The organism is Neptunomonas concharum (assembly GCF_008630635.1).
GTDB lineage: Bacteria > Pseudomonadota > Gammaproteobacteria > Pseudomonadales > Balneatricaceae > Neptunomonas > Neptunomonas concharum.
Window position 1 is genome coordinate 2542741 of the sequence record NZ_CP043869.1, and the last position, 21387, is coordinate 2564127.

Annotated in this window: 16 protein-coding genes; 8 read left to right on the top strand and 8 right to left on the bottom strand. The window is 45.7% G+C overall.

Annotated features, from left to right (window positions below; translation table 11 throughout):
* Window positions 1-32: 32 nt before the first annotated feature.
* Together F0U83_RS11990 and purU are read right to left on the bottom strand one after the other, a co-directional pair.
* Window positions 33-440: a CBS domain-containing protein gene (locus F0U83_RS11990; protein WP_138986984.1), complete on the bottom strand. Its 408-nt coding sequence runs from the start codon at window positions 438-440 to the stop codon at window positions 33-35.
* Window positions 441-531: 91 nt separating this feature from the next.
* Window positions 532-1386 carry a formyltetrahydrofolate deformylase gene (purU, locus tag F0U83_RS11995; protein ID WP_138986983.1) on the bottom strand — a complete coding sequence of 285 codons (855 nt, stop codon included), beginning with the start codon at window positions 1384-1386 and terminating at the stop codon, window positions 532-534.
* A 156-nt stretch (window positions 1387-1542) separates the two neighbouring features.
* Here purU and F0U83_RS12000 point away from each other — a divergent pair, with 156 nt between their 5' ends.
* The 5 genes from F0U83_RS12000 (at window position 1543) to F0U83_RS12020 (ending at window position 8032) form a co-directional block, all read left to right on the top strand.
* Complete coding sequence (locus F0U83_RS12000; protein WP_138986982.1) at window positions 1543-3066, top strand: thymidine phosphorylase family protein; 1524 nt, start codon at window positions 1543-1545, stop codon at window positions 3064-3066.
* Window positions 3066-3956, top strand: coding sequence for a ribose-phosphate pyrophosphokinase (locus tag F0U83_RS12005; RefSeq protein WP_138986981.1), 891 nt, complete (start codon window positions 3066-3068; stop codon window positions 3954-3956). Before F0U83_RS12000 ends, F0U83_RS12005 begins: the two co-directional genes overlap by 1 nt.
* Window positions 3943-4551 carry an alpha-ketoglutarate-dependent dioxygenase AlkB family protein gene (locus tag F0U83_RS12010; protein WP_138986980.1) on the top strand — a complete coding sequence of 203 codons (609 nt, stop codon included), beginning with the start codon at window positions 3943-3945 and terminating at the stop codon, window positions 4549-4551. The genes F0U83_RS12005 and F0U83_RS12010 overlap by 14 nt, the downstream gene beginning before the upstream one ends.
* On the top strand, window positions 4548-5285 hold the full coding sequence (nfsA, locus tag F0U83_RS12015) for an oxygen-insensitive NADPH nitroreductase (protein ID WP_138986979.1): 738 nt from the start codon (window positions 4548-4550) through the stop codon (window positions 5283-5285). The genes F0U83_RS12010 and nfsA overlap by 4 nt, the downstream gene beginning before the upstream one ends.
* A 74-nt stretch (window positions 5286-5359) precedes the next feature.
* A complete protein-coding gene (locus tag F0U83_RS12020) occupies window positions 5360-8032 on the top strand; it encodes a sensor domain-containing phosphodiesterase (protein WP_138986978.1) in 2673 nt (890 codons plus the stop codon).
* Here the strand turns inward: F0U83_RS12020 and F0U83_RS12025 are convergent.
* Complete coding sequence (locus tag F0U83_RS12025) at window positions 8020-8466, bottom strand: flavodoxin domain-containing protein (protein WP_138986977.1); 447 nt, start codon at window positions 8464-8466, stop codon at window positions 8020-8022. The two genes, F0U83_RS12020 and F0U83_RS12025, sit on opposite strands and share 13 nt — an antisense overlap.
* A 152-nt stretch (window positions 8467-8618) precedes the next feature.
* On the opposite strand from F0U83_RS12025, the gene F0U83_RS12030 reads away from it, so the two are divergent.
* The 3 genes from F0U83_RS12030 (at window position 8619) to F0U83_RS12040 (ending at window position 13021) form a co-directional block, all read left to right on the top strand.
* Complete coding sequence (locus F0U83_RS12030; RefSeq protein ID WP_138986976.1) at window positions 8619-9620, top strand: CobW family GTP-binding protein; 1002 nt, start codon at window positions 8619-8621, stop codon at window positions 9618-9620.
* Window positions 9621-9709: 89 nt separating this feature from the next.
* Window positions 9710-11371, top strand: a complete 1662-nt coding sequence (locus F0U83_RS12035; RefSeq protein ID WP_170221758.1) for a FecR domain-containing protein — start codon at window positions 9710-9712, stop codon at window positions 11369-11371.
* Window positions 11372-11389: 18 nt separating this feature from the next.
* The gene (locus tag F0U83_RS12040; protein WP_138986974.1) at window positions 11390-13021 is read left to right on the top strand and encodes a CHASE2 domain-containing protein; all 1632 of its coding nucleotides are present in this window, start codon (window positions 11390-11392) and stop codon (window positions 13019-13021) included.
* A gap of 61 nt (window positions 13022-13082) precedes the next feature.
* Here F0U83_RS12040 and F0U83_RS12045 read toward each other — a convergent pair whose 3' ends face one another.
* The 5 genes from F0U83_RS12045 to F0U83_RS12065 all read right to left on the bottom strand — a co-directional run bounded on the left by F0U83_RS12045 (window position 13083) and on the right by F0U83_RS12065 (window position 21378).
* Window positions 13083-14588, bottom strand: coding sequence for a fumarate hydratase (locus tag F0U83_RS12045; protein ID WP_138986973.1), 1506 nt, complete (start codon window positions 14586-14588; stop codon window positions 13083-13085).
* 143 nt (window positions 14589-14731) lie between these two features.
* Window positions 14732-15802: a GGDEF domain-containing protein gene (locus F0U83_RS12050; RefSeq protein WP_138986972.1), complete on the bottom strand. Its 1071-nt coding sequence runs from the start codon at window positions 15800-15802 to the stop codon at window positions 14732-14734.
* A gap of 191 nt (window positions 15803-15993) precedes the next feature.
* Window positions 15994-17604, bottom strand: a complete 1611-nt coding sequence (locus tag F0U83_RS12055) for a dihydrolipoyllysine-residue acetyltransferase (protein ID WP_138986971.1) — start codon at window positions 17602-17604, stop codon at window positions 15994-15996.
* An 84-nt stretch (window positions 17605-17688) separates the two neighbouring features.
* A complete protein-coding gene (gene aceE, locus F0U83_RS12060; protein ID WP_138986970.1) occupies window positions 17689-20364 on the bottom strand; it encodes a pyruvate dehydrogenase (acetyl-transferring), homodimeric type in 2676 nt (891 codons plus the stop codon).
* Between the two features lie 288 nt (window positions 20365-20652).
* Entirely contained in the window at window positions 20653-21378 is a 726-nt protein-coding gene (locus tag F0U83_RS12065; RefSeq protein WP_138987151.1) for an amino acid ABC transporter ATP-binding protein, read from the bottom strand.
* Window positions 21379-21387: the final 9 nt, after the last annotated feature.

Here is a 21387-nt window from a genome sequence, read left to right on the forward strand (position 1 = left end):
ACAACGACCCTCGAGGAGACGCATCTACAAAACTATATATGTTGAGCAAACTCTTCGACTGCGCGAAGAATATCACTACGACTGATCTGCCCTACTAGCTTCCCATCTCGCGTCACTGGCAGTCGACGGCGTCCTTTGTCGATAAAGATTTTGGCAACTTCTACGATATTCGCATCGTAGCTGATCGTTTCAACGTCCTGTGTCATACAGTCACCTACCCGACCTCCCACTTCTTCCTCATGGTAAGTCAGTGTCAGTATGGCTTTCAAGCAATCAACTTCAGAGAGCAAGCCTACCAATTCTCCTCGATCATTCACCACCGGTGCACCGGAGATTTTAAATTTCAAAAAGGTATTGATGGCTTCAAACAGATCCGTCTCTGGTCGAAACGTTACCAAACGTGAGCTCATGTAATCTTGAACTTTCACCGATTTTAACATGCTTATCCTCCTGCCCCGAAGAAGGGGGCTCCATGCAACCCTATATACCCCCTTTTACATTTTAGTCCAGAAATCTGCAACCGCTATTGGTCTAGTTAAACACCACAGTCTTATTACCATGCACTAAAATTTTATCTTCTAAGTGCCAACGTAAGCCTCGAGCCAGCACATTTTTCTCAACGTCACGCCCTAACCTCACCATATCTTCTGGCAGGTCACGGTGGCTAATCCGGATAACATCCTGATCAATAATTGGGCCTGCGTCTAAATCCTGAGTCACATAATGACAGGTAGCCCCTATCAGCTTTACACCACGCTCATGAGCTTGATGGTAAGGCTTAGCACCCGCGAAGGAAGGCAAGAAGCTATGATGAATGTTAATAATTCGGTGTGGGTAAAGATCACATAATTCCGGCGGCAGGATCTGCATATAACGAGCAAGGACAATCGTATCCGCTTGGTATTCTTCTATCAACGAACGCACCGCGTCAAAGTGTGGCTGTTTATCCTCTTTGTCCACAGGCATGTGGTGATAAGGGATATCGTGCCACTCCACCATTTTTCGCAAGTCATCATGATTTGAAATGACGCAAGGTATTTCACAGAAGAGCTCATTAGCATGGTAGCGATACAAGAGGTCTGCTAAGCAATGAGACTCCCGGCTTGCCATCAATATAACGCGTTTAGGCTTGCTCGAATCGGTTATGTGCCATTCCATATTAAAAGATTGGGCAATAGGGCTGAACGCTTCTTGTAACGCCTCCAAACTAAAAGGCAGGCTCTGCGCACTGATCTCTACACGCATAAAGAACCAACCAGTTGTCGGATCAGAGTGCTGGTTAGCATCACTAATCGAACCACCATGACTTGAGATAAAGTTACTTACCATGGCAACAATGCCTACTCTATCGGGGCAGGCCAGTACCAGTCGATATCGACGTTCCATTGCTTATTATTCCAGTCAGCTTAAACGGGCCGAATATCATACCAGCTTCCCACCTAGCTAAGCATCAATATCCCATGTAAAACTGATATGTATCGTTAAGAAAATGTAATTTTACCGCTATTATGGATAACAACGTATTTGAGGAACTATGCCGCTATGCATTTTACCCCCGAACGAATGCCTCCTTTAACGGCGATACGGTTAGGCATTGATACTCGCCAGGAACCGGTTATCTATCTGAGAGCCGACAGCCCCGTGTGCAGATCAGAAGGATTTTCTGCGATGTCTCGGGTTTTGGTGTCTACCGATCAGCAGCACGCAATTGCCACACTCAATATTGTCACGGGAGAACTGCTACAAACCGGACAAATTGGTTTTTCGGAATCCGCCTGGCAACGCCTGCATCTCAGCATTGGCGATTCAGTGTGGCTATCTCATCCTAAGCCTGTTCAATCACTCTCTCACGTTCGCGCTAAGGTGTATGGGCACCAACTAGATGAAATGGCTTTTCAAAGCATCATCAACGATATTGTCGATGGCCGCTATGCTGATGTTCATGTCGCGGCTTTTGTAACGGCCTGCGGTGACAACCACCTAAACGATGACGAGATCACAGCACTGACTCACGCCATGATCAAAGCCGGCAGCGTTATTAATTGGAAAACACCCATGGTGATCGATAAACACTGTGTAGGTGGGTTACCGGGCAACAGAACAACGCCTATCGTCGTCTCTATTCTTGCCTCCTGTGGTTTGATCATGCCAAAAACCTCCTCACGCGCGATTACCTCCCCTGCAGGAACTGCCGATACCATGGAAACACTGACGAACGTCAGTTTATCCTTGGATGAAATGCGTCACGTAGTAAAGCAAGAAGGCGCATGCCTAGCATGGGGAGGGGCTATGCGACTCAGCCCTGCTGATGATCTTCTAATCCAGGTTGAGCGAGCACTAGATATTGATAGCGAAGGACAATTAATAGCCTCAGTCCTTTCCAAAAAGCTGGCAGCAGGGGCGACCCATGTTCTGATAGATATACCTGTTGGCCCCACTGCGAAAGTGCGCACAGCAGAAGCTGCAGAACTACTCGCCAATAGCTTTAGAAGCGTTGCTAAGAAACTGGGGTTAGCCATAGATATCTTATTAACCGACGGCTCTCAACCTGTAGGCCGAGGTATCGGGCCGGCTTTGGAAGCCAGAGACATTCTGGCAGTACTAAAAAATCAGGAAACAGCCCCTGCTGACCTAAAAGACAGGGCGTGCTTAGTTGCTGGTGCCATGCTGGAGATGATTAACCAATGCCCTGCCGGAAAGGGGCACCTCAAAGCTAAAGAAGTACTGGAGAGCGGCTTAGCATGGGAAAAATTTACCGCTATCTGCCAAGCTCAAGGGGGATTATTTAAACCACCTGTTGCGCCCTATCGTTATAGCATGGTCTGTCATACGCCTGGCATCGTCCAGCATATAGATAATCGACAGCTTTCTCAGGTTGCAAAATTAGCAGGGGCACCTGCGGACCCCGAAGCGGGATTAGAAATATTTGTTAAGCTCGGCCAACGGGTAGAGGCCAATGATATTCTACTAACGATTCATGCAGCCAATGCTGGCGAGCTAAATTATGCAGTAGACTTTTTAGAAGATCACCATACGCTCATCACCATCGCCCAAGGAGAAGACTGATGTTACCTATTATCTTCAATTTAGATTCAGACCCCTCCCTGTTTAGTAGTTTGGCGAGCGCCTTGCCCGCGAAAATGGGTGAACTCGAACAACGACGCTTCCCCGATAATGAAAATTACTTAAGAGTAAATAGTGACTGCCAAGGTAAAGATATCTTTATTTTCTGCAATTTATTTCGGCCTGATGACAAAATTCTGCGTCTTATCTTTTTAACGGATACCTTGAAAGCAATGGGAGCCAATAAGCTTGTTCTTATCACCCCCTACCTCCCTTATATGCGACAGGATAAACAGTTTCTTTCAGGCGAATGCGTTAGTTCAAAACCTTTCTCTAAACTCTTATCCTCCTATCTTGATGGTCTTATCACAATGGACCCTCATTTACACCGATACCACGCCTTGGATGATATTTATACACTCCATTCAAAAGTCGTTTCAGCAGCGCCTTTAATAGCTCACTGGATCGAGCAGCATATTCCTAATCCCATTTTAATTGGCCCAGATATCGAGAGTGAGCAGTGGGTTTCTCAAGTCGCCACCTTGGCTAAGGCGCCTTATGAAATCTTAAATAAAATTCGGCATGGCGATAAGGATGTTGAAATTTCAACACCTTCAAATAGTGATCTACAGCACAAAACACCGGTATTAGTCGATGACATCATCTCCAGTGGAAGGACGATGATAGAAACGGTTAAACGTTTACAAGAGCAAGGTATGAAAAAACCGACCTGTATCGGCGTACATGGTATTTTTTCCGGGGAAGCTTATCAGGCATTAGCCGCAATTGCTGATATTGTAACAACCGAATGTATTCCCCATCCAAGCAATCGGATTGAAATTGCTCAACCGATAGCAGATGCGGCTAATGAGCTATTAAATGAACTCACCTGAAGTCTTCACGCCTCCAGGTGCACACTTGAGCTTTTATGCGGACTTTATTTTCCCAGAGCACGCAAAGCGACTTCAAGAAACACTACGCCGAGAAATTGCTTGGAGGCAGGATCGCATTTTTCTGTTTGGGAAAAGCCACCTCATCCCAAGAAGACAGGCGTTTCAAGGGGAAACAGGACTGCATTATCAATACTCCAATTTACAGCTGGCAGCAGAACCGTGGCACCCGGATGTAAAAAGCCTTCGTGACCAGTTGGTCCCTCTTTGCCATGTCCCCTTTAATAGCGTACTGCTCAATCAATACCGTACGGGAGGTGACAAAATGGGCTGGCATAGTGATGATGAGCCAGAACTTGGAAAAAATCCCGTCATTGCCTCCATTACATTGGGTGCCACCAGACGCTTTGTATTGAAACATCGCTATGACAAAAGCCAACCTAAGTTGACCTTTGATCTTCCTTGCGGCAGCTTACTGATTATGGCGGGGCAAACTCAACACTATTGGCAACATGCCCTACCCGAAACTCGACGCATCCACGAAGAGCGGATAAACCTGACTTTTCGATATATTATTCCAAAGGATACTTCCCTATGAACCCGACTATTGAGCTTTTAACGGCACATCGCTCCATTCGCGCTTTTACCCCAGAACCTATTGAGCAAGCAAAAATAGAGACCTTTATCAAAGCGGGTCAGGCAGCAGCAACCTCCAGCTTTATCCAGGCCTGTACGGTCATTCAGGTGAATAATCAGCAAAAGCGCGCTGCATTAGCAGAATATGCGGGCAACCAACCCTATGTCGTCAGTGCACCGGTCTTCCTTGTCTTTTGTGCCGATATGCACCGTCACAAAATAGCTTGTGATCTTCATCACGCTGATATGCAGAGCGGCTTTACTGAGCAATTTATGACTGCAACAATCGACTGCGCACTTTTTGCTCAGAATGTAGCGATCGCAGCGGAGTCAGAGGGTTTAGGCATTGTTTATATAGGCGGCCTTCGCAATCAAATCGCTAACGTTAGCGAGTTACTCGGCCTACCCGATAAAGTTTACCCTGTATTTGGCTTATGCATTGGGTATCCAGATCAAAACCCAGAAGTCAAACCACGATTACCACTCCCTATGGTTTTAAAGCAAGATACCTACACCGATGCTCAAGATACCGCACTACTAGCCGATTACGATAACGAGATTCGGGAATATTACCGCAACCGAACCGGCGGAAACAAAGAGATGAGCTGGAGCGAGCAAATATCAGGCATGCTGGTTAAAGAAGCCAGACCGCACATGCTGAGCTTTCTCCAATCAAAAGGCTATCTGCTAAAATAATTCGGACTGTTCATGCAATGTTAAGATATTGATATATACTGCATAGGGAGCGGAATTTTTATCAGTGAGTGAAAATGGAACCTAACAAAGAGCTGAACATTAAATTTTCCCCGGAGCAACCCAAAAGCAGTAGCGACTCCCAACCCACAGTGCAGGACCTTAACCGCCTGCTGATGCTACAGCGTAATCAACTGGAAAAGATTACTCAGCATCGACCACTTAAAGAGGTACTCAGGGATCTTTGTTCAGAGATTGAAGAGATAGTTGGAAACTGTTTTGTATCTGTTAGCGTTCTAGACAAACAGAAAGAATTTCTTAATTTGCTATGCGCACCTAAAGTAGCTCGGGAATTTCGTCCGCTCTTAAGTAAATTGCAGCCCTCTGCTACTGCCAGGTCATGCGGGGCTGCTGTATTCGATAACCAGCCGGTTTTTACTATTAATACACACACTGACCCCCGCTGGGCTGACTCCAAATCACTTACAGAAATACTTAATATAGGTTCTTGCTGGTCTTACCCATTGCATGAATCAGCCACTATCACTGTTGGCAGTATTTCTATTTTCAGCCCAACTCCCAGAGTACCTTCGACCTTTCATGCGCGTTTGTTAGAAAGCGCCGCTCATTTAGCCAGTATCGTTATATCTAATCACCATCACCGTGTCAGCTTACGCGATTCAGAGCAACGCTTTGAGCACATAGCCTCCTCCATTCCTGGTGTTGTACTACAAACAGAATTCCCTCTTGATGCCTCTCCTTACTTTACCTTCGTCAGTGAAGGCATTAAAGCATTATGCGGCCTAAATGCGATCGACGTACTTGCCGATTTCAACCTGTTTTGGAAACGTATTTACCACAAAGACAAGAGCAATATCGAAGCATACAGTTTACGCACACCAGAGAGCGGAGCTTTATGGAATATTGAGTGCCGTATTATCGATAGCCAAGGAAATATAAAGTGGGTTCATATCGCTTCAACACCAGAGTGGAGTAAAGACAATCGGCTTATTAGGCTCAACAGCATCCTTCTAGATATTACCCGAGAGAAAGAGGCTTATGCCCAACTTGAACTAGCCGGTATTGCCTTTGCTTCAACCAATGAAGGCATCATGGTCTCTGATCCTAGTAACATTATTATCGATGTAAATCGGGCTTATTGTGAAATGACAGGCTATGCCCGTGATGAGTTAATTGGAAAACTTCCCTCACTACTGTATTCCAATTTTCATGAACAATTCGCCTTTGAAGAGATACAAAAAGCGATACATGAACATGGACTCTGGCAAGGTGAGGTGTGGAATCGAAGAAAGAATGGAGAGCCTTACCCCCAATGGCTCAATGTTAATGCCGTTTATAATGATCAAGGAGATCTGACCCATTACGTCAGCGTGGCAGCAGATGTCAGTAAAATAAAAGAATCTGAAGCCAAAGTACGACACATGAGCCAGCATGACGCCTTAACCGACTTACCTAACCGGCAACTCTTCAAAAGGCTGCTTGATCACACCATAGAGCATATAGCAACCGATGAAAACGTTGCTGTTTTAATGGTAGATTTAGATCGTTTTAAACATGTAAATGAAACCATGGGGCACCAAATAGGTGACCAATTACTACTACAGGTTACCGAACGACTCAGAGACACCATTGACGAAAACTGTTTATTAGCACGTGTAGGTGGCGACGAATTTGCGATCATGGTTGAGCATTGTGCAAACCAAGGGGATGCCGAACGCACTGCGCTGCAAATTGTTCAACAACTGGAAAACCCGTTTGACTTAGACGGCCATCGATTCTTCACAACTGCCAGTATTGGCGTCACGCTATACCCACAGCACGGATTTGACAGTGAAACTCTAATCAAAAATGCCGATACGGCTGTACACCGTGCAAAAGACAGGGGCAGGAACAACTACGCCTTCTATCGCCCAGAGCAAACAGAGGTCATTGAACAATGGGTACGCCTTGAGCCTGAACTCAGAAAAGCGCTCAAATTAAATCAATTCAAAGTCTATTATCAGCCGCAAATCGATGCATCAACCGGGCGAATTTCAGGCGTCGAAGCCCTTATTCGTTGGCAGCACCCTACCGAAGGCATGATGCCACCTGCTCTATTTCTCCCCATTGTGGAAGAGATAGGCCTAATGACCCCAGTAGGCAACTGGGTATTGGAAGAGGCTTGTAAACAAGCGATTCGCTGGCAAACGGCGGGTTATCCAGAATTTAGGATAGCGGTGAATATTGATGGTCAACAAATTCTTAGCAAAGGTTTTGTCGAGTTTGTTGGGGCAACGCTAAAACGACATGGCTTAAAGCCTGACTTATTAGAGTTAGAGATCGTTGAAAATATTGTCGTGAAGCATGCTGACGCCGCAAGGCCCGTACTCGCTCAACTGAGAGAACTCGGAGTCAGGCTAGCCTTGGACGACTTTGGTACAGGCTACTCTTCTCTAAGCTATCTAAAGATGCTGCCAGTACAGAAAGTCAAAATTGATCAATCATTAGTACGTGATATACCTTCAGATCCCAACGATGAAGCCATAGCTCGTGCAGTGATTGCTCTAAGTCACAGCTTAAACTTAACCGTGTGTGCTGAAGGTGTTGAAACACAAGAGCAAAAAGTGTTTCTCAGGCGGGAAAACTGTGACCAGTTACAAGGCTATTTAATTAATCGGCCGATACCGGCTGACCAACTTTCAGACTGGCTTGATCAACAAGCAATTTTACTAAGCGATCATATCTTCTGATAAAGCTGCTCAATCCACGATGCAACTTCAATTTCCGGATCATCAGACTCGCATGCATCGATGATTAACATCGGCTGGATAGGCTGGAGTTGCAATGAAGCCAATAAAGCATCCATTTGTTTTCCACCTCCGGCAAAGTATTCATAACTACTATCCCCCAATGCGATCACACCATAGCGCTTATATGGCATAGCTGGAGCTGCTTTTTGAAGCGTTTCATATAAAGGTAACAAGTTATTTGGTATGTCGCCCTGACCAATCGTCGCACAACATACAATAATGACACCCGGCTCGCCTATAGCAATATCATCGAGGGTAGCAGCCATGCACAGCGTGACTTCACATCCGAAGTCACGCAGCTGGCAAGCCGCTTGTTCTGCTAACTCTTGAGCAAAGCCGTAAGTTGTACCGACTAACAAGGTGATTTTTACCATTTTATCTAGACTCTAAGCGTGTTTCGTAACGTGCATACTATAGTGAAAAAGCCTCTCTTTAAAACGAAGGCTACAAAGTAATCCCAAAGGAGATTGAAGAGAAAGCGCAAATCCTGCATTATTGTTACTTTATAACAATTTCGCTTCTATTCATGCTATCAAATATACCCACCAACATTATCACTGGTTTTCTTGGGGTTGGTAAAACCACAGCCCTCAACTACCTTATTTCACAAAAACCTGACCATGAGACTTGGGCTATTGTCGTCAATGAGTTTGGTAAAATCGGAATCGACCAAACCGCTATTGATGACAAAACCGGCTTAGCTATAAAAGAAATTGCAGGGGGATGCGTGTGTTGCGCACTAGGGCCTGCTTTAACGATGAGTTTAGCTATGCTGATTCGCCGGACCCGCCCCGACCGTGTGATCATTGAGCCTACAGGCCTAGGCCACCCAGAGGGGCTAATTGATATCATTCAAAGCGAATCATTTAAAGAAGTATTAGACCTGCGCTCTATTATTTGTTTGCTTGACCCTCGCGTTATCGACCAACCGGAGGTGCTAAGCCACAGTACCTTTATCGATCAGCTCAATTTAGCAGATGTCATAATCCTGAATAAATGTGACTTAGCTTCAGAGCAGCAGATCACGGCGGTCGAGCAACGTGCTTTAGCTATGTTCCCGCCAAAATCGCTTGTTACTCGTACCCACCAAGGGCAACTATCACTCTCAGTGCTAAATCAGAGCCATAATTTCCAGCACCAATCAGATTATCCTGAAGCCCACCATAGCCATACAACAGAAGCCCCTAAGCCAAATCTATATTTCCCTAAGCCTAACGTACCGATCAAGCAAACAGGTAGCAGTAGTGATGCTTACAGCTGTGGATGGGTGTTTCATCAGGACGATCTTTTCGATCACGAACGACTTCTGAGCCTTATTAAAAGCTTTGATTCTATCTGGCGACTCAAAGGAGTATTTAACGTAGGCAACCAGAGAATCTTCTATAATCGCGTGTTAGATGAAACCTCTGTACAACCCATTGCATGGAGACGAGACTCCCGAATAGAGATAATTTCAGAGGTGCAATTAGATTGGGAGACCATTGAAGCCGCTTTATGCTCCACTATTATTGCCCAACAACCAAAATGAACTCGTTATGAATATTGGCAACAAAGCCATACTCTGGTATTAACAAAGGCTGCTATAATTCACCTATGTTCTTACAAGTGGTCTATAAAATGCTTTCGTTTGCCATAAAAAAAATACAAAAGTCGCTACCGCTATTTTTTGTTCTGCTCATCAGCGCACCGGTTTTCGTGCCCTACACACATGCTGAAGAAGAGGTATGGACTTATGAGATGCAGCCGGGTGACCATATTTGGAAAATAGCCCATGAGCTACTAACTGACTGGCGTAGTTGGCAAGAAGTAGCCCGCTTTAACTCCGTGCAGAATGACAAGCTAATGGCAGCAGGTACTGTGCTTCGCATACCAACATCTATGATTCGGGAGCGCAATGCAGACATACAGCTTATTGAAGTATCAGGGCCTGTGTCGTTAATTCGCCAAAACGCTGAGACTGTTCCCCTATCTGAGGCTCAATCGGTAATCGCAGGAGATCTTATTAAGACAGGTTCCCAAGGCAGTGCACTGATTCGCTTTGAGGATGATACGCAGGTTTTACTAAGCCAAGAAAGTGAATTGCTAATTAACAAAGCCAGTGTTATTGGCTCAAAAAAGAATGTCATTGACATCAATGTACTACTGGAAGACGGCGAAGCCGAAATTCGCGCTAACCCTCAGAAAATCCCGGGGTCCCGATTCATCATTGAAACACCATCAGCCTTCGCCACTACACGCGGCACCGTTTATCGGGTTAGGGCTACAAAAGACACAACAGCAGCTGAAGTTTTACAGGGCAAAATACAGATTGCTAACACTCGGGGCAGCACACAAGTCAAACAAACGTTCGGTACGCTAGCTTCAAAAAACAAACCGCCTCAAAAGCCCCAAGCTCTACTCAAAGCACCTAATTTGCCAGAGCTGGGCACTATCCGTTATTTGCCCGCCCGGCTCAGTTGGAACAAAGTCCCGCAAGCCTTGAATTATAGAAGTCAGATCGCTCCATCTCAGACGTTTGAAGCACTCTTGCTAGACCAGCTAGGAGAAGCCACTAAAATGAACCTACCCGCTACTCTAGCGGATGGCACCTATTGGCTGAAAGTAAAAGCTGTCGATAGTAAAGGGTTACAAGGTCTGGACTCCATCCAGTCCTTTACCGTCGATGCCCGCCCTTTCCCGCCGTTGATCCAAGCGCCATTGAGTAAAACACCGGTATATACCGGTGACGTAGAATTCTCATGGGCTAAGCCGGAAAACGTAGAGAATTTTCAGTTTCAGTTAGCAAAAAATGAAACATTCGCCGAAATCCTCATAGACAATCCCACTGTCCAAGCACAGAGCCTTACTGTACCTATTATCGAAGCTGGTCAGTATTTCTGGCGAGTAACCAGTGTTAGCCATACAGGTAAAGTAGGACCAGTGGGTCACACTAACACGATTCAAGTAAGACCAACGCCACCAACACCCGAGTTAAAGGCACCCGCTACCAGCGACACAGAGCTCACGCTGGCTTGGCAAAAAGATGAGATTGCACAGACCTATGAAGTCCAACTAGCCAAGGACTCTGATTTTAAAGAGCTTGTAGCAGGGCAAACAGTCCAAATCTCCGAAGCGTCATTCCCAAGGCCTGTTTCTGGTGACTATTACATGCGCGTCAGAGGTATCGATGCCGATAATTATGCTGGCGGCTGGACAGCTCCGCAAAAAATTGAAGTCCCAGTCAAAAGCTATATGCCAGCATTTATTTGGACGATTCTGTCCATTGCGATCCTGCTTTAGCTTTATAGGAGTTAGTAGTTGAATCTACTTCGCCAGAAAGATATTGGCTTTATTTTTTGCCAAGCCTGTGTCCTGATACTGGCATTGCTTCCTTTAAGCCGCTCGCTGGACAATAACATTTATGACCTGACGATTGGGACAACGGTCTATAAAAGCGATTCAGGTATCAGCCTTATCAGTATTGATGCCAAGAGCTTAGAAGCACTTGGTCGCTGGCCTTGGCCCCGCTACTTACACGCAGAAATGATTGATCTGTTAACAAAGGCAGATGCCAAAACGATTGGCTATAATATTGCGTTTATAGAGCCCGACTACAGTGAAAACTCATCTGATGATCTGCTACGCCAGCACGTAGCCGACCATGGGAATCTTGTTTTCCCTGTGTTTGCAGAAAGAGGCGTTACACTCCTCCCATTTAGGAAAGGTCAGGCCACTAATGGTAGTAGTCTTGGGCATGTTGATATTGAGGTAGATCCAGACGGTTATGTTCGCCGTTTTTACCTGAAAGCAGGTATTGATACACCTCGTTGGCCAGCCTTCGGTCTGGCTCTCTTGCAGCGTATAGAAAATCACACCGGCTTTTTACCGGGTACCCGCAGCCCTTCATCGCGAGTTGGTACGCATAATAAATGGCAAAGGGATTTAGAAGTACTGGTCCCCTTCTCTGCTTCCGCAACGCCCTTCCCCAATTACAGCTTTATCGACATCCTTGAAGGGAATGTATCACTTGAGTTACTAAAAGACAGAACGATTCTAGTAGGCATTGAAGCCACGGGGATCGAGCCTAAATTTTTAGTACCCGGTGCTAACCACAGAGAGATGTTATCAGGTACTTGGCTGCAGGCGAGCCTGTTTTACGGATTAAAAGAGAGCACGTTACTGACTCCCATCTTATCAATCTGGGGGCTATCTTATGCTATTTTACTGACAGCGTTACTCTATAGCTTGGTCTTCTTTCTAGAGCGCTTACCTATACTCCGGACGCTGGTCGCAGTCACTGCTGTTGGGCTTCTGGCGCTGCCAATCTTAGCGATACGATTTGGTTATTGGCTACCTCTATCTCCAGCTTTAATAGGAATCGCTAGCGTTTTGCTTTTATACGCACTGACGCGTTTGATCAGCTTCGACGCCGAGAGAAGAAACGACAACATTACCGACTTGGCTAACCATCGTATGCTACTGGAAACCCTTCGTATTGAATGGGAGCAAAGCCAACGTAAGCACACACCTCTCTCTATCCTGATGGTAGAGGTCGACTCCTTTAATCGTTTTACAGATACTTTCGGCCCGGAGCGTGGAGATTGGGTGCTTGCTAGAATCAGCCCGCTTTTACAGCAACACAAACGCAAAAACCGAGACCTAGTCGCCCGGTTTAATAAAGATACCTTTGCTATTTTACTCCCACTGACGCCTTTTAATATCGCCCAATCGCTTGCCGAGAAGGTACGTAAAGATATAGAGGAGTTGCAGATTGAGCACTCAGGCTCCAGTTGCTCTAACGTCATAACAGCGAGTGTAGGTTTTGCTACCCGCTGTGATTCCAACGATAGTGCCTGCGCCAACTTGCCTTTTCATCAATTAATTGATGAAGCATTAGTTGCCCTAAAACAAGCCAAGCAGAAAAACGGCAACTGTGTGTACCCAGACTAGCGCTAAAATTCAGATATAAAAAAGCAGCTCATTTGAGCTGCTTTTTTAGCTTAGGCTTAGCTTAGCCTTGAGAAGCGATAATATCTTTCCACTTAGCAGGACCCGTGTTGTGAACGGATTCGCCGTTAACATCAACAGCGACGGTCACAGGCATATCCTTCACTTCAAACTCATAGATCGCTTCCATTCCCAACTCAGGGAATGCGAGCACTTTAGAGCCAACAATCGCTTTGGAAACAAGATACGCAGCACCACCAACCGCCATGAGATAGACAGCTTGATTATCTTTGATAGCTTCAATCGCAACAGGGCCACGCTCTGATTTACCGATCATACCCAACAAGCCGGTAGCTTCCAAAATCTGGCGTGTAAACTTATCCATACGCGTAGAGGTTGTCGGACCAGCAGGACCCACCACTTCGTCACCAATTGGATCGACAGGCCCTACGTAGTAGATAAAGCGGCCTTTCAAATCTACAGGCAGCTCTTCACCGTTATTTAGCATCTCAACCATTTTCTTATGAGCTGCATCGCGCCCTGTCAGCATCTTGCCGTTCAATAAGACTGTCTCACCCACTTTCCAATCTTTAACATCTTCAGGGGTGATCTCATCCAAATTGACTCGGCGAGTGCTAGCACCCACTTCAAAAGTAACTTCAGGCCAATCTTCCAAACTAGGTGGCGTAAGAATAGCAGGCCCATTACCGTTTAGTGTGAAGTGTGTATGACGTGTTGCCGCACAGTTAGGGATCATAGCAACAGGCAAAGATGCGGCATGCGTTGGGTAATCTTTGATTTTCACGTCAAGAACGGTTGTCAGACCACCTAAACCTTGCGCTCCAATACCGAGTTTGTTGACCTCTTCCATGATTTCCAAACGTAGCTCTTCAACACGATTTTGCGGCCCACGCTCACGCAGTTCATGGATATCAATAGGGTCCATCAAAGACTCTTTGGCTAAAACAGCAGCTTTCTCTGCGGTGCCGCCAATACCAATACCTAGCATGCCAGGAGGACACCAACCCGCCCCCATCGTAGGAACAGTTTTTACTACCCAATCGACAATACTGTCAGATGGGTTCAGCATCACCATTTTAGACTTGTTTTCAGATCCACCGCCTTTTGCAGCGATATGAACTTCAACCTCTGCACCTTCAACGATCTCATAATGGATCACAGCTGGCGTGTTATCTTTTGTGTTTTGGCGTTTACCCGCAGGATCCGCCAAAATAGATGCACGTAATACATTATCAGGGTTCATGTACGCACGACGAACGCCTTCGTTCACCATATCCGTCACACCCATTTTCGCATCCCATTTAACATCCATACCTACTTTCAAAAACACGGTCACGATACCGGTGTCTTGGCAAAGCGGACGATGTCCTTCCGCAGACATACGCGAGTTAATAAGAATTTGCGCCATGGCATCTTTAGCAGCCGGGTTTTGCTCTTTCAGGTAGGCTTCATGCACGCCTTGAACAAAATCAATCGGATGATAATAAGAGATAAACTGCAATGCATCTGCGATGCTACTGATGAAGTCGTCTTGGCGAATCACGCTCATGCGAGGCTCTCCCTCTGGTTCTTTGTCATTATGTAGCCCGAATGGGCGAAGGTTGGCAGGATTATACACCAATCACAAACTAAAGCAGGGTTCGGCATTAGTCGTAAGTGCCATAAGGTTACCGGAGATCACAATACAAGATACTAAACTCTCGCAGGAGGGGATAATGTCGTGCAATTTCGTCCTTTCTCTTTACTGGCATACATCGCATGATCCGCTACACGTAAAGAGTCCTTAAATACGCTACCCGGTTGGCACTCTGTTACGCCAAAACTCATTGTAATCAAATCGAGGGGATTATCCTCCTCAAACTTGTCAACAAACTGCTCTCTAACCGATTCAATCTTTCTAAAAGCCGTGTCACCTGTCATGCCGGGAAGAACAATAAGAAACTCCTCTCCTCCCCAGCGTGCAACAACATCCTCTTCTCTAAACTGTTCTCTAAGAAACAAGCCCGTTCTTTTCAGAACAGCATCGCCTACCTCGTGACCAGCACGGTCGTTAACTTCCTTAAAAAAATCGATATCGCCAATGACTATACTAACTGGTTCATTTAATCTAGCGGCTCGTTTTAGAATCTTATTGGCCGCATCCGTTGCGAATCTGCGATTATAAAGGCCTGTTAGACTATCCACAGAAGCTAATTCAGACAAGCGCGCTTCTTGAACAACGGTGATAAATCGAATAGCTACAAGCGCAATGATAAATGGTAAACCCGCCACAAGAATATTGGCAAAGTGCACCCATTCGAGCCATTGCGCAAAACGATAACTGTATTGCACCTCTGAGAAAATTAAATAGAGGCACGCAAAAATCATGATAAATAGAAAACTAAACAACCCTGCAAACAGGGTGTTGAGCCGCGTATTGAGCACAGCCAGCGCTGCAATAGCCCAAAGGTAATGCTGAAACCCCGCCCCTAAACCTAGATATGATGTCGCCAGCACAGCATGTATCATCACTTCGAAGCAAAGAAGTAGGATAGCAAGGTCATGCTTCCCTTTGATATTTATGTAAAGACCAGCACTCCAAATCAGAACACTACCGACATTAATAACGCTTAGCTCTATTGCTCCAATAAGCCAAAACACACAAATTAAGAAAAGATGAACAATCAGCGCAAAAATGGATAGCAATGAGACAATGACATAACGACGAAAATCTTTTTCTTCGACAAAGACAGGGCGCCCCTGGATCGTTAGAAAACTCAGCAAGTTCTTCAGAATTTCATACTCCTTACTAACCACACAAAATAGAGGGTTAATAACTTCTTACTGAGTAAAAAATAGAAGTATAGAGCTTAAAAGTACAGAAAATACTCTAATCTCTCATGGATAAGGACAAAAAGTACCAAAAGCTGCGTTTTAAAAAAGGTGACCCGTGGGTCACCCAAAGGACGATCAGCTTACAGGAGTGCATTTCCCATGTGGGAAAGACACTGATTCAACATCGCCATAAAACGACCTGCATCAGCGCCATTGATCACACGGTGATCAAATGAGAGACAAAGGGGAAGTTGCTGCCTAGGTTGGAATGCAGCACCATCCCAAACAGGCTTAATGGCTGATTTAGCTACACCCAATATCGCCACTTCTGGCCCGTTAATAATTGGCGTAAACCCTGTTCCACCAGATGCACCCAAGCTAGAAACCGTAAAGCAACCACCTTGCATATCTTCAGGCTTCAGCTTTCTGTCTCTTGCTTTGGTAGCTAAGATTTGGATATCTTTTGTTAGCTCAGAAATCGACTTCTTATCCGCATCTTTGATCACTGGCACAACCAGACCTGCAGGCGTATCTACTGCAACACCAATATTAACGTAATCCTTATAGATAATTTGCTCACCATTCGGGTGGAGTGATGAATTAAATTGCGGATACTTGCGTAAAGCTCTTGCAGCAAACATAACGATAAACGGCAGAATCGATGGTTTCTTGTCCAGCCCATGTTGGTCTGGATTAATCAACTTACGAAACGCCTCCAAATCCGTCACATCGACCTCGTCGAATAAAGTGACATGAGGAATATTCAACCAGCAGCGTGTCATATGCGCAGATGTTGCTTTTGCAATACCTGATAGATCCACAGTATCGATCTCACCAAACCGACTGAAATCCTGAGCGGGTATAGCAGGTATACCAGACCCCACAGCCATTGTTTGTACTGGATTAGTCATACGTGACTTAACAAACTGCTTCACATCATCTTTGACAATACGTGAACGTTTACCCGTACCCGTCACCTGCGAAAGATCAACACCTAGTTCTCTCGCTAGTTTTCGTGTTGCGGGCCCTGCATACGCGGGTCCATTGTTGACTACAGATGAAGTATCACGAACTACGGATGGTGCAGCAGATGTCGGTTTCGTGGCTTCTGGCATAGCCGGTGCTTTTTCGGGCGCAGCGGTAACAGAAGCAGGCGCTGCCTGAGCAACGGCTACCGTACCTGTTCTGAGCGCTTGGATCAAAGGCGTACCTTCACCAACAGAATCACCAATCGCTGCCAACAAGGACTCAACCGTACCGTCGAAAGGCGCAGGGACTTCCATCGCCGCTTTGTCCGACTCGACCAAAAGCAAGGCTTCGCCTTCGCTAAAGCTGTCACCAACCTGTTTATAAAATTCGATCAAATCGCCATTACCACCGGCATCTGGCATCTCGATAACAACAGATTCATCGGCTATCACAACACTCTCAGGTGCCGCTATGGCGGACTCAGCAAGCGGTTTAGATACAGACTCACTAGATATTGTGGGTGCTTCTGCAGCTACGGCAGATACTGACTCTGCCACCTCGATCACGGCCAAAGGGGTGCCCGTTTCGACCGTATCGCCCATTGAAACCATCCACTCAACTAAAGAACCACTGATATCACTGGGTACTTCCATTGAAGCTTTATCCGACTCTAAAACAAGAATCGAATCACCTTCAGAGATTGCATCTCCAATCTGAATGCAGAATTCAACTACATCACCACTGCCATCGGTATCCGGCATTTTTATTATTTGCGTAGCCATTTATAGCTCCCATTAATACGGGCATTCCGGCCAGCTAAAGGCCGGAATGACTCATAGAAATAAATATGTGCTTAATAGATCACATCAGAAAAGGGTTGGATCAGCTTTTTCCTTGGGAATATTAAGCGTCTCACGTGCTTTATCCAACTCAGAAGCCGACAGCGTTCCTTGGCGGAATAGGCTAACTAGGGCGCCCCATGCGATATAACGAGCATCCACTTCAAAATGATCACGCAGGGTTGGGCGGCTTTCGCTAAGGCCAAAGCCATCCGTTCCTAATGCAACCAACTCACTTGGGAACCAACGCGCTATTCCGTTCGGCAGCGACTTCATGAAATCACTGGCTGCAACAAAAGCACCCGTCTCATCAGCCAAGAGTGTTTGCAGGTAATTTTTCTGAGGATTTTCAGGGTTCAACAAATTCTGCCGTTCTGTTGCTACCGCATCACGATTCAGCTGGTTATAGCTGGTCACGCTCCAAATATCTGCACTGCAACCGAAGCCGGCCAACAGTTCAGCGGCCTTCAAGACTTCCTGCATAATGCTGCCACTACCTAGCAGGTGAACTTTATGCCCTGCAGACTCATCTTTACGGAAGCGGTACATTCCCTTAAGAATGCCCTCTTCTACGCCTTCAGGCATGACCGGCATGGAATAGTTTTCGTTGTAAACCGTGATGTAATAGAAGATCTTTTCATCTTGCTCATACATACGGTAGATACCATCACGAACAATCACGGCTAACTCGTAAGCAAAAGCGGGGTCATAGCTGTACATGTTAGGGACAGTCGCAGCGATAGCATGAGAATGACCATCCTGATGCTGTAATCCCTCACCATTTAGGGTTGTGCGACCTGCGGTTCCACCGAGTAAAAAGCCCTTCGCCAAACTATCCGCACATGCCCAAATCATATCTCCTACACGCTGGAATCCGAAGATAGAGTAGAAGATGTAGAAAGGTATAGTTGGTACACCATAGTTAGCGTAAGACGTACCTGCCGCTAAGAAGGACGCCATTGCACCTGTTTCACAGATACCTTCCTGTAACAATTGGCCATCTTGCTTCTCTTTATAGGGCAGCAAACTGCTTGAATCCACCGGCTTATACTTTTGCCCTTCACAGGAGTAGATACCAAACTGATTAAACAGTGATTCCATACCAAAGGTACGCGCTTCGTCAGGGACGATAGGTACAATATAACGTCCAAAGTCTTTATCTTTGAGCATCTTAGACAGCATGCGTACAAACGACATAGTCGTAGACTGCTCACGCTCTGAACCTTTAACCGCATCTTGGAAAAGCGACATATCCGGTGCTTTTATCGCAGGATAGCTTACTTCTCTTGACGGCAAGTACCCACCTAATGCTTGGCGGCGCTCATGTAAGTACTTCATCTCCGCACTATCATCAGCCGGCAGGTATAGATCGCCATTTGCCAGCTGTTCATCTGTCAGCGGAATACCAAAGCGGCGTCCGATTTCGATGCGTTCTTGCGCGGTAAACTGTTTCTTCTGGTGGGCGGTATTTTGGCCTTCAGCAGAAGCCCCCATCCCATCACCTTTAACGGTTTTCATCAAGATAACTGTTGGCTTTCCTTCACTGCGGGAGGCCAGATCAAATGCGCCAAAAATTTTACGGCGATCTTGTCCACCACGTTTGATACAGCGTACTTGTTCATCACTTAATGTTTTCATCAAGGCTTCAAGTCGTGGATCGCCCTCGATCCAATGGTCACGAACCGTCTGCCCATCAGAAACAGTGTAGAACTGATAATCGCCGTCGACTGCCCGATCCATACGCGACTGGAGAATACCATCATGGTCACGGGCAAAAAGCTCATCCCATTCACTACCCCAAATCACTTTAATTACATTCCAACCAGCACCACGGTAACTGCGCTCAAGCTCTTGGATAATTTTTCCGTTGCCACGTACAGGACCATCCAAACGCTGCAAGTTACAGTTAATCACCATAACCATGTTATCTAGGTTGTCGCGGGTAGCCATATTGATGGTGCCCAGCACTTCCGGCTCATCAGATTCACCATCACCGATAAAGCACCAGATTTTTCCACCATCTTTATCTTTCAGGCCACGGTTTTCCAAGTACTTCATAAACCGCGCCTGATAAATAGCCGACGGTGTAGACAATCCCATTGAAGCCGTTGGACCCTGCCAAAAATCAGGCATACGACGCGGATGAGGGTAAGAGCTCAACCCACCACCTTCTTGCAGTTCTCGGCGGAAATTATTTAACTGCTGCTCGGTAAGGCGTCCTTCAACATAAGCACGGGCATAAAGGCCCGGCGCAGCATGAGCCTGAACCAATAATTGATCCCCACCATACTCAGCCGTTCGGTTTTTAAAAAAATGGTTAAAACCCACTTCCAACATTGTGGCTGCTGATTGGTAGGTAGCAATATGTCCACCAACACCCGTGCCCTTATCATTCGCTTTTAAAACCATCGCTGCGGCATTCCAACGAATAATATTCTCAAGCTTGGCTTCGATCTCTGGATTACCTGGGTATGCTGGCTGATTATTTATCGAGATACTATTTCGATAAGGCGTATTTAAAGTAGCCTCTGTTAACTCAATATTTTTACCTAACAAGTGGTTTTGTAAGAGGCGTAGGATGTCTTTTCCTCTGTGTTCTCCCTGGGCACTCAATATATCGTTAAGCGCTTCAATCCACTCTTTATTTTCTTGAGTCAAATCTTCATCATAAATTGACTCAGTTATAGGATTAACTGTATTCATAGATTTATTCCCAAAGGGCTTTAACAACAGGTTAATTAAGGGGACTCGAGTAGAGTCCCTAAACAGAGCCCTTTTTAAGGACAGTGATTATCGATCTTTTGGATCGAATACAAACCAGGAGATACGGATCGTCTGTAATGCCAGTTTGTGAGATTAATGTAGCACCCTGCTGTTAGCATTAGATTGCAAATATTTTAAAAATACCGCCTCTTTGTAATTAATAGTGCTAAGTTTGATTAAAAAAATAGCACTATCATTCACCATTATCAGAAACTGTAGTTTTAAGCCTCAAAGCACTTGTGAAAGAAACTTTGATAAGCGAGGATGTGAGGGCCTCTCAAAGAAGTCCGCCGGCGTATCTTCTACCAGCAACTCCCCATCTTCCATAAAGAGCACTCTATCAGCCACTTCTTTAGCAAAGCCCATTTCATGAGTGACGACCACCATGGTCATTCCATCTTTTGCCAAACTCTTCATGACATCCAATACTTCGCCGACCATCTCCGGGTCCAGCGCAGACGTTGGCTCATCGAATAACATGATATTAGGCTTCATAGCCAACGCTCTTGCGATAGCAACGCGCTGCATCTGGCCACCTGATAATTGAGAGGGATAGTTGTTCATACGGGACTCCAACCCAACTTTATAGAGCAACGCTTTAGCATGCTCTTCAACTTCACGCTTGTTGCGTTTAGAGACTTTAAGTGGAGCCAGCATGACATTTTCCAACACACTCATATGCGGAAAAAGATTAAAGCTCTGGAAAACCATACCCACTTCTTCACGCAGCTTATTAATATCCGTTCCCTTGGCATACATATCCGTACCATCAACAGTAATGGAGCCACTGCTAATCGTCTCTAGTTGGTTCAAGGTTCTTAAAAAAGTTGATTTACCTGAACCAGATGGCCCGATGACAACGACGACCTCGCCACGTTGAATCGTTGCAGAAACCGTTTTTAGTGCATGGCAACCATTGGGATAAAACTTATCGATTTGATTCGCAACGATCATGTCATTGCC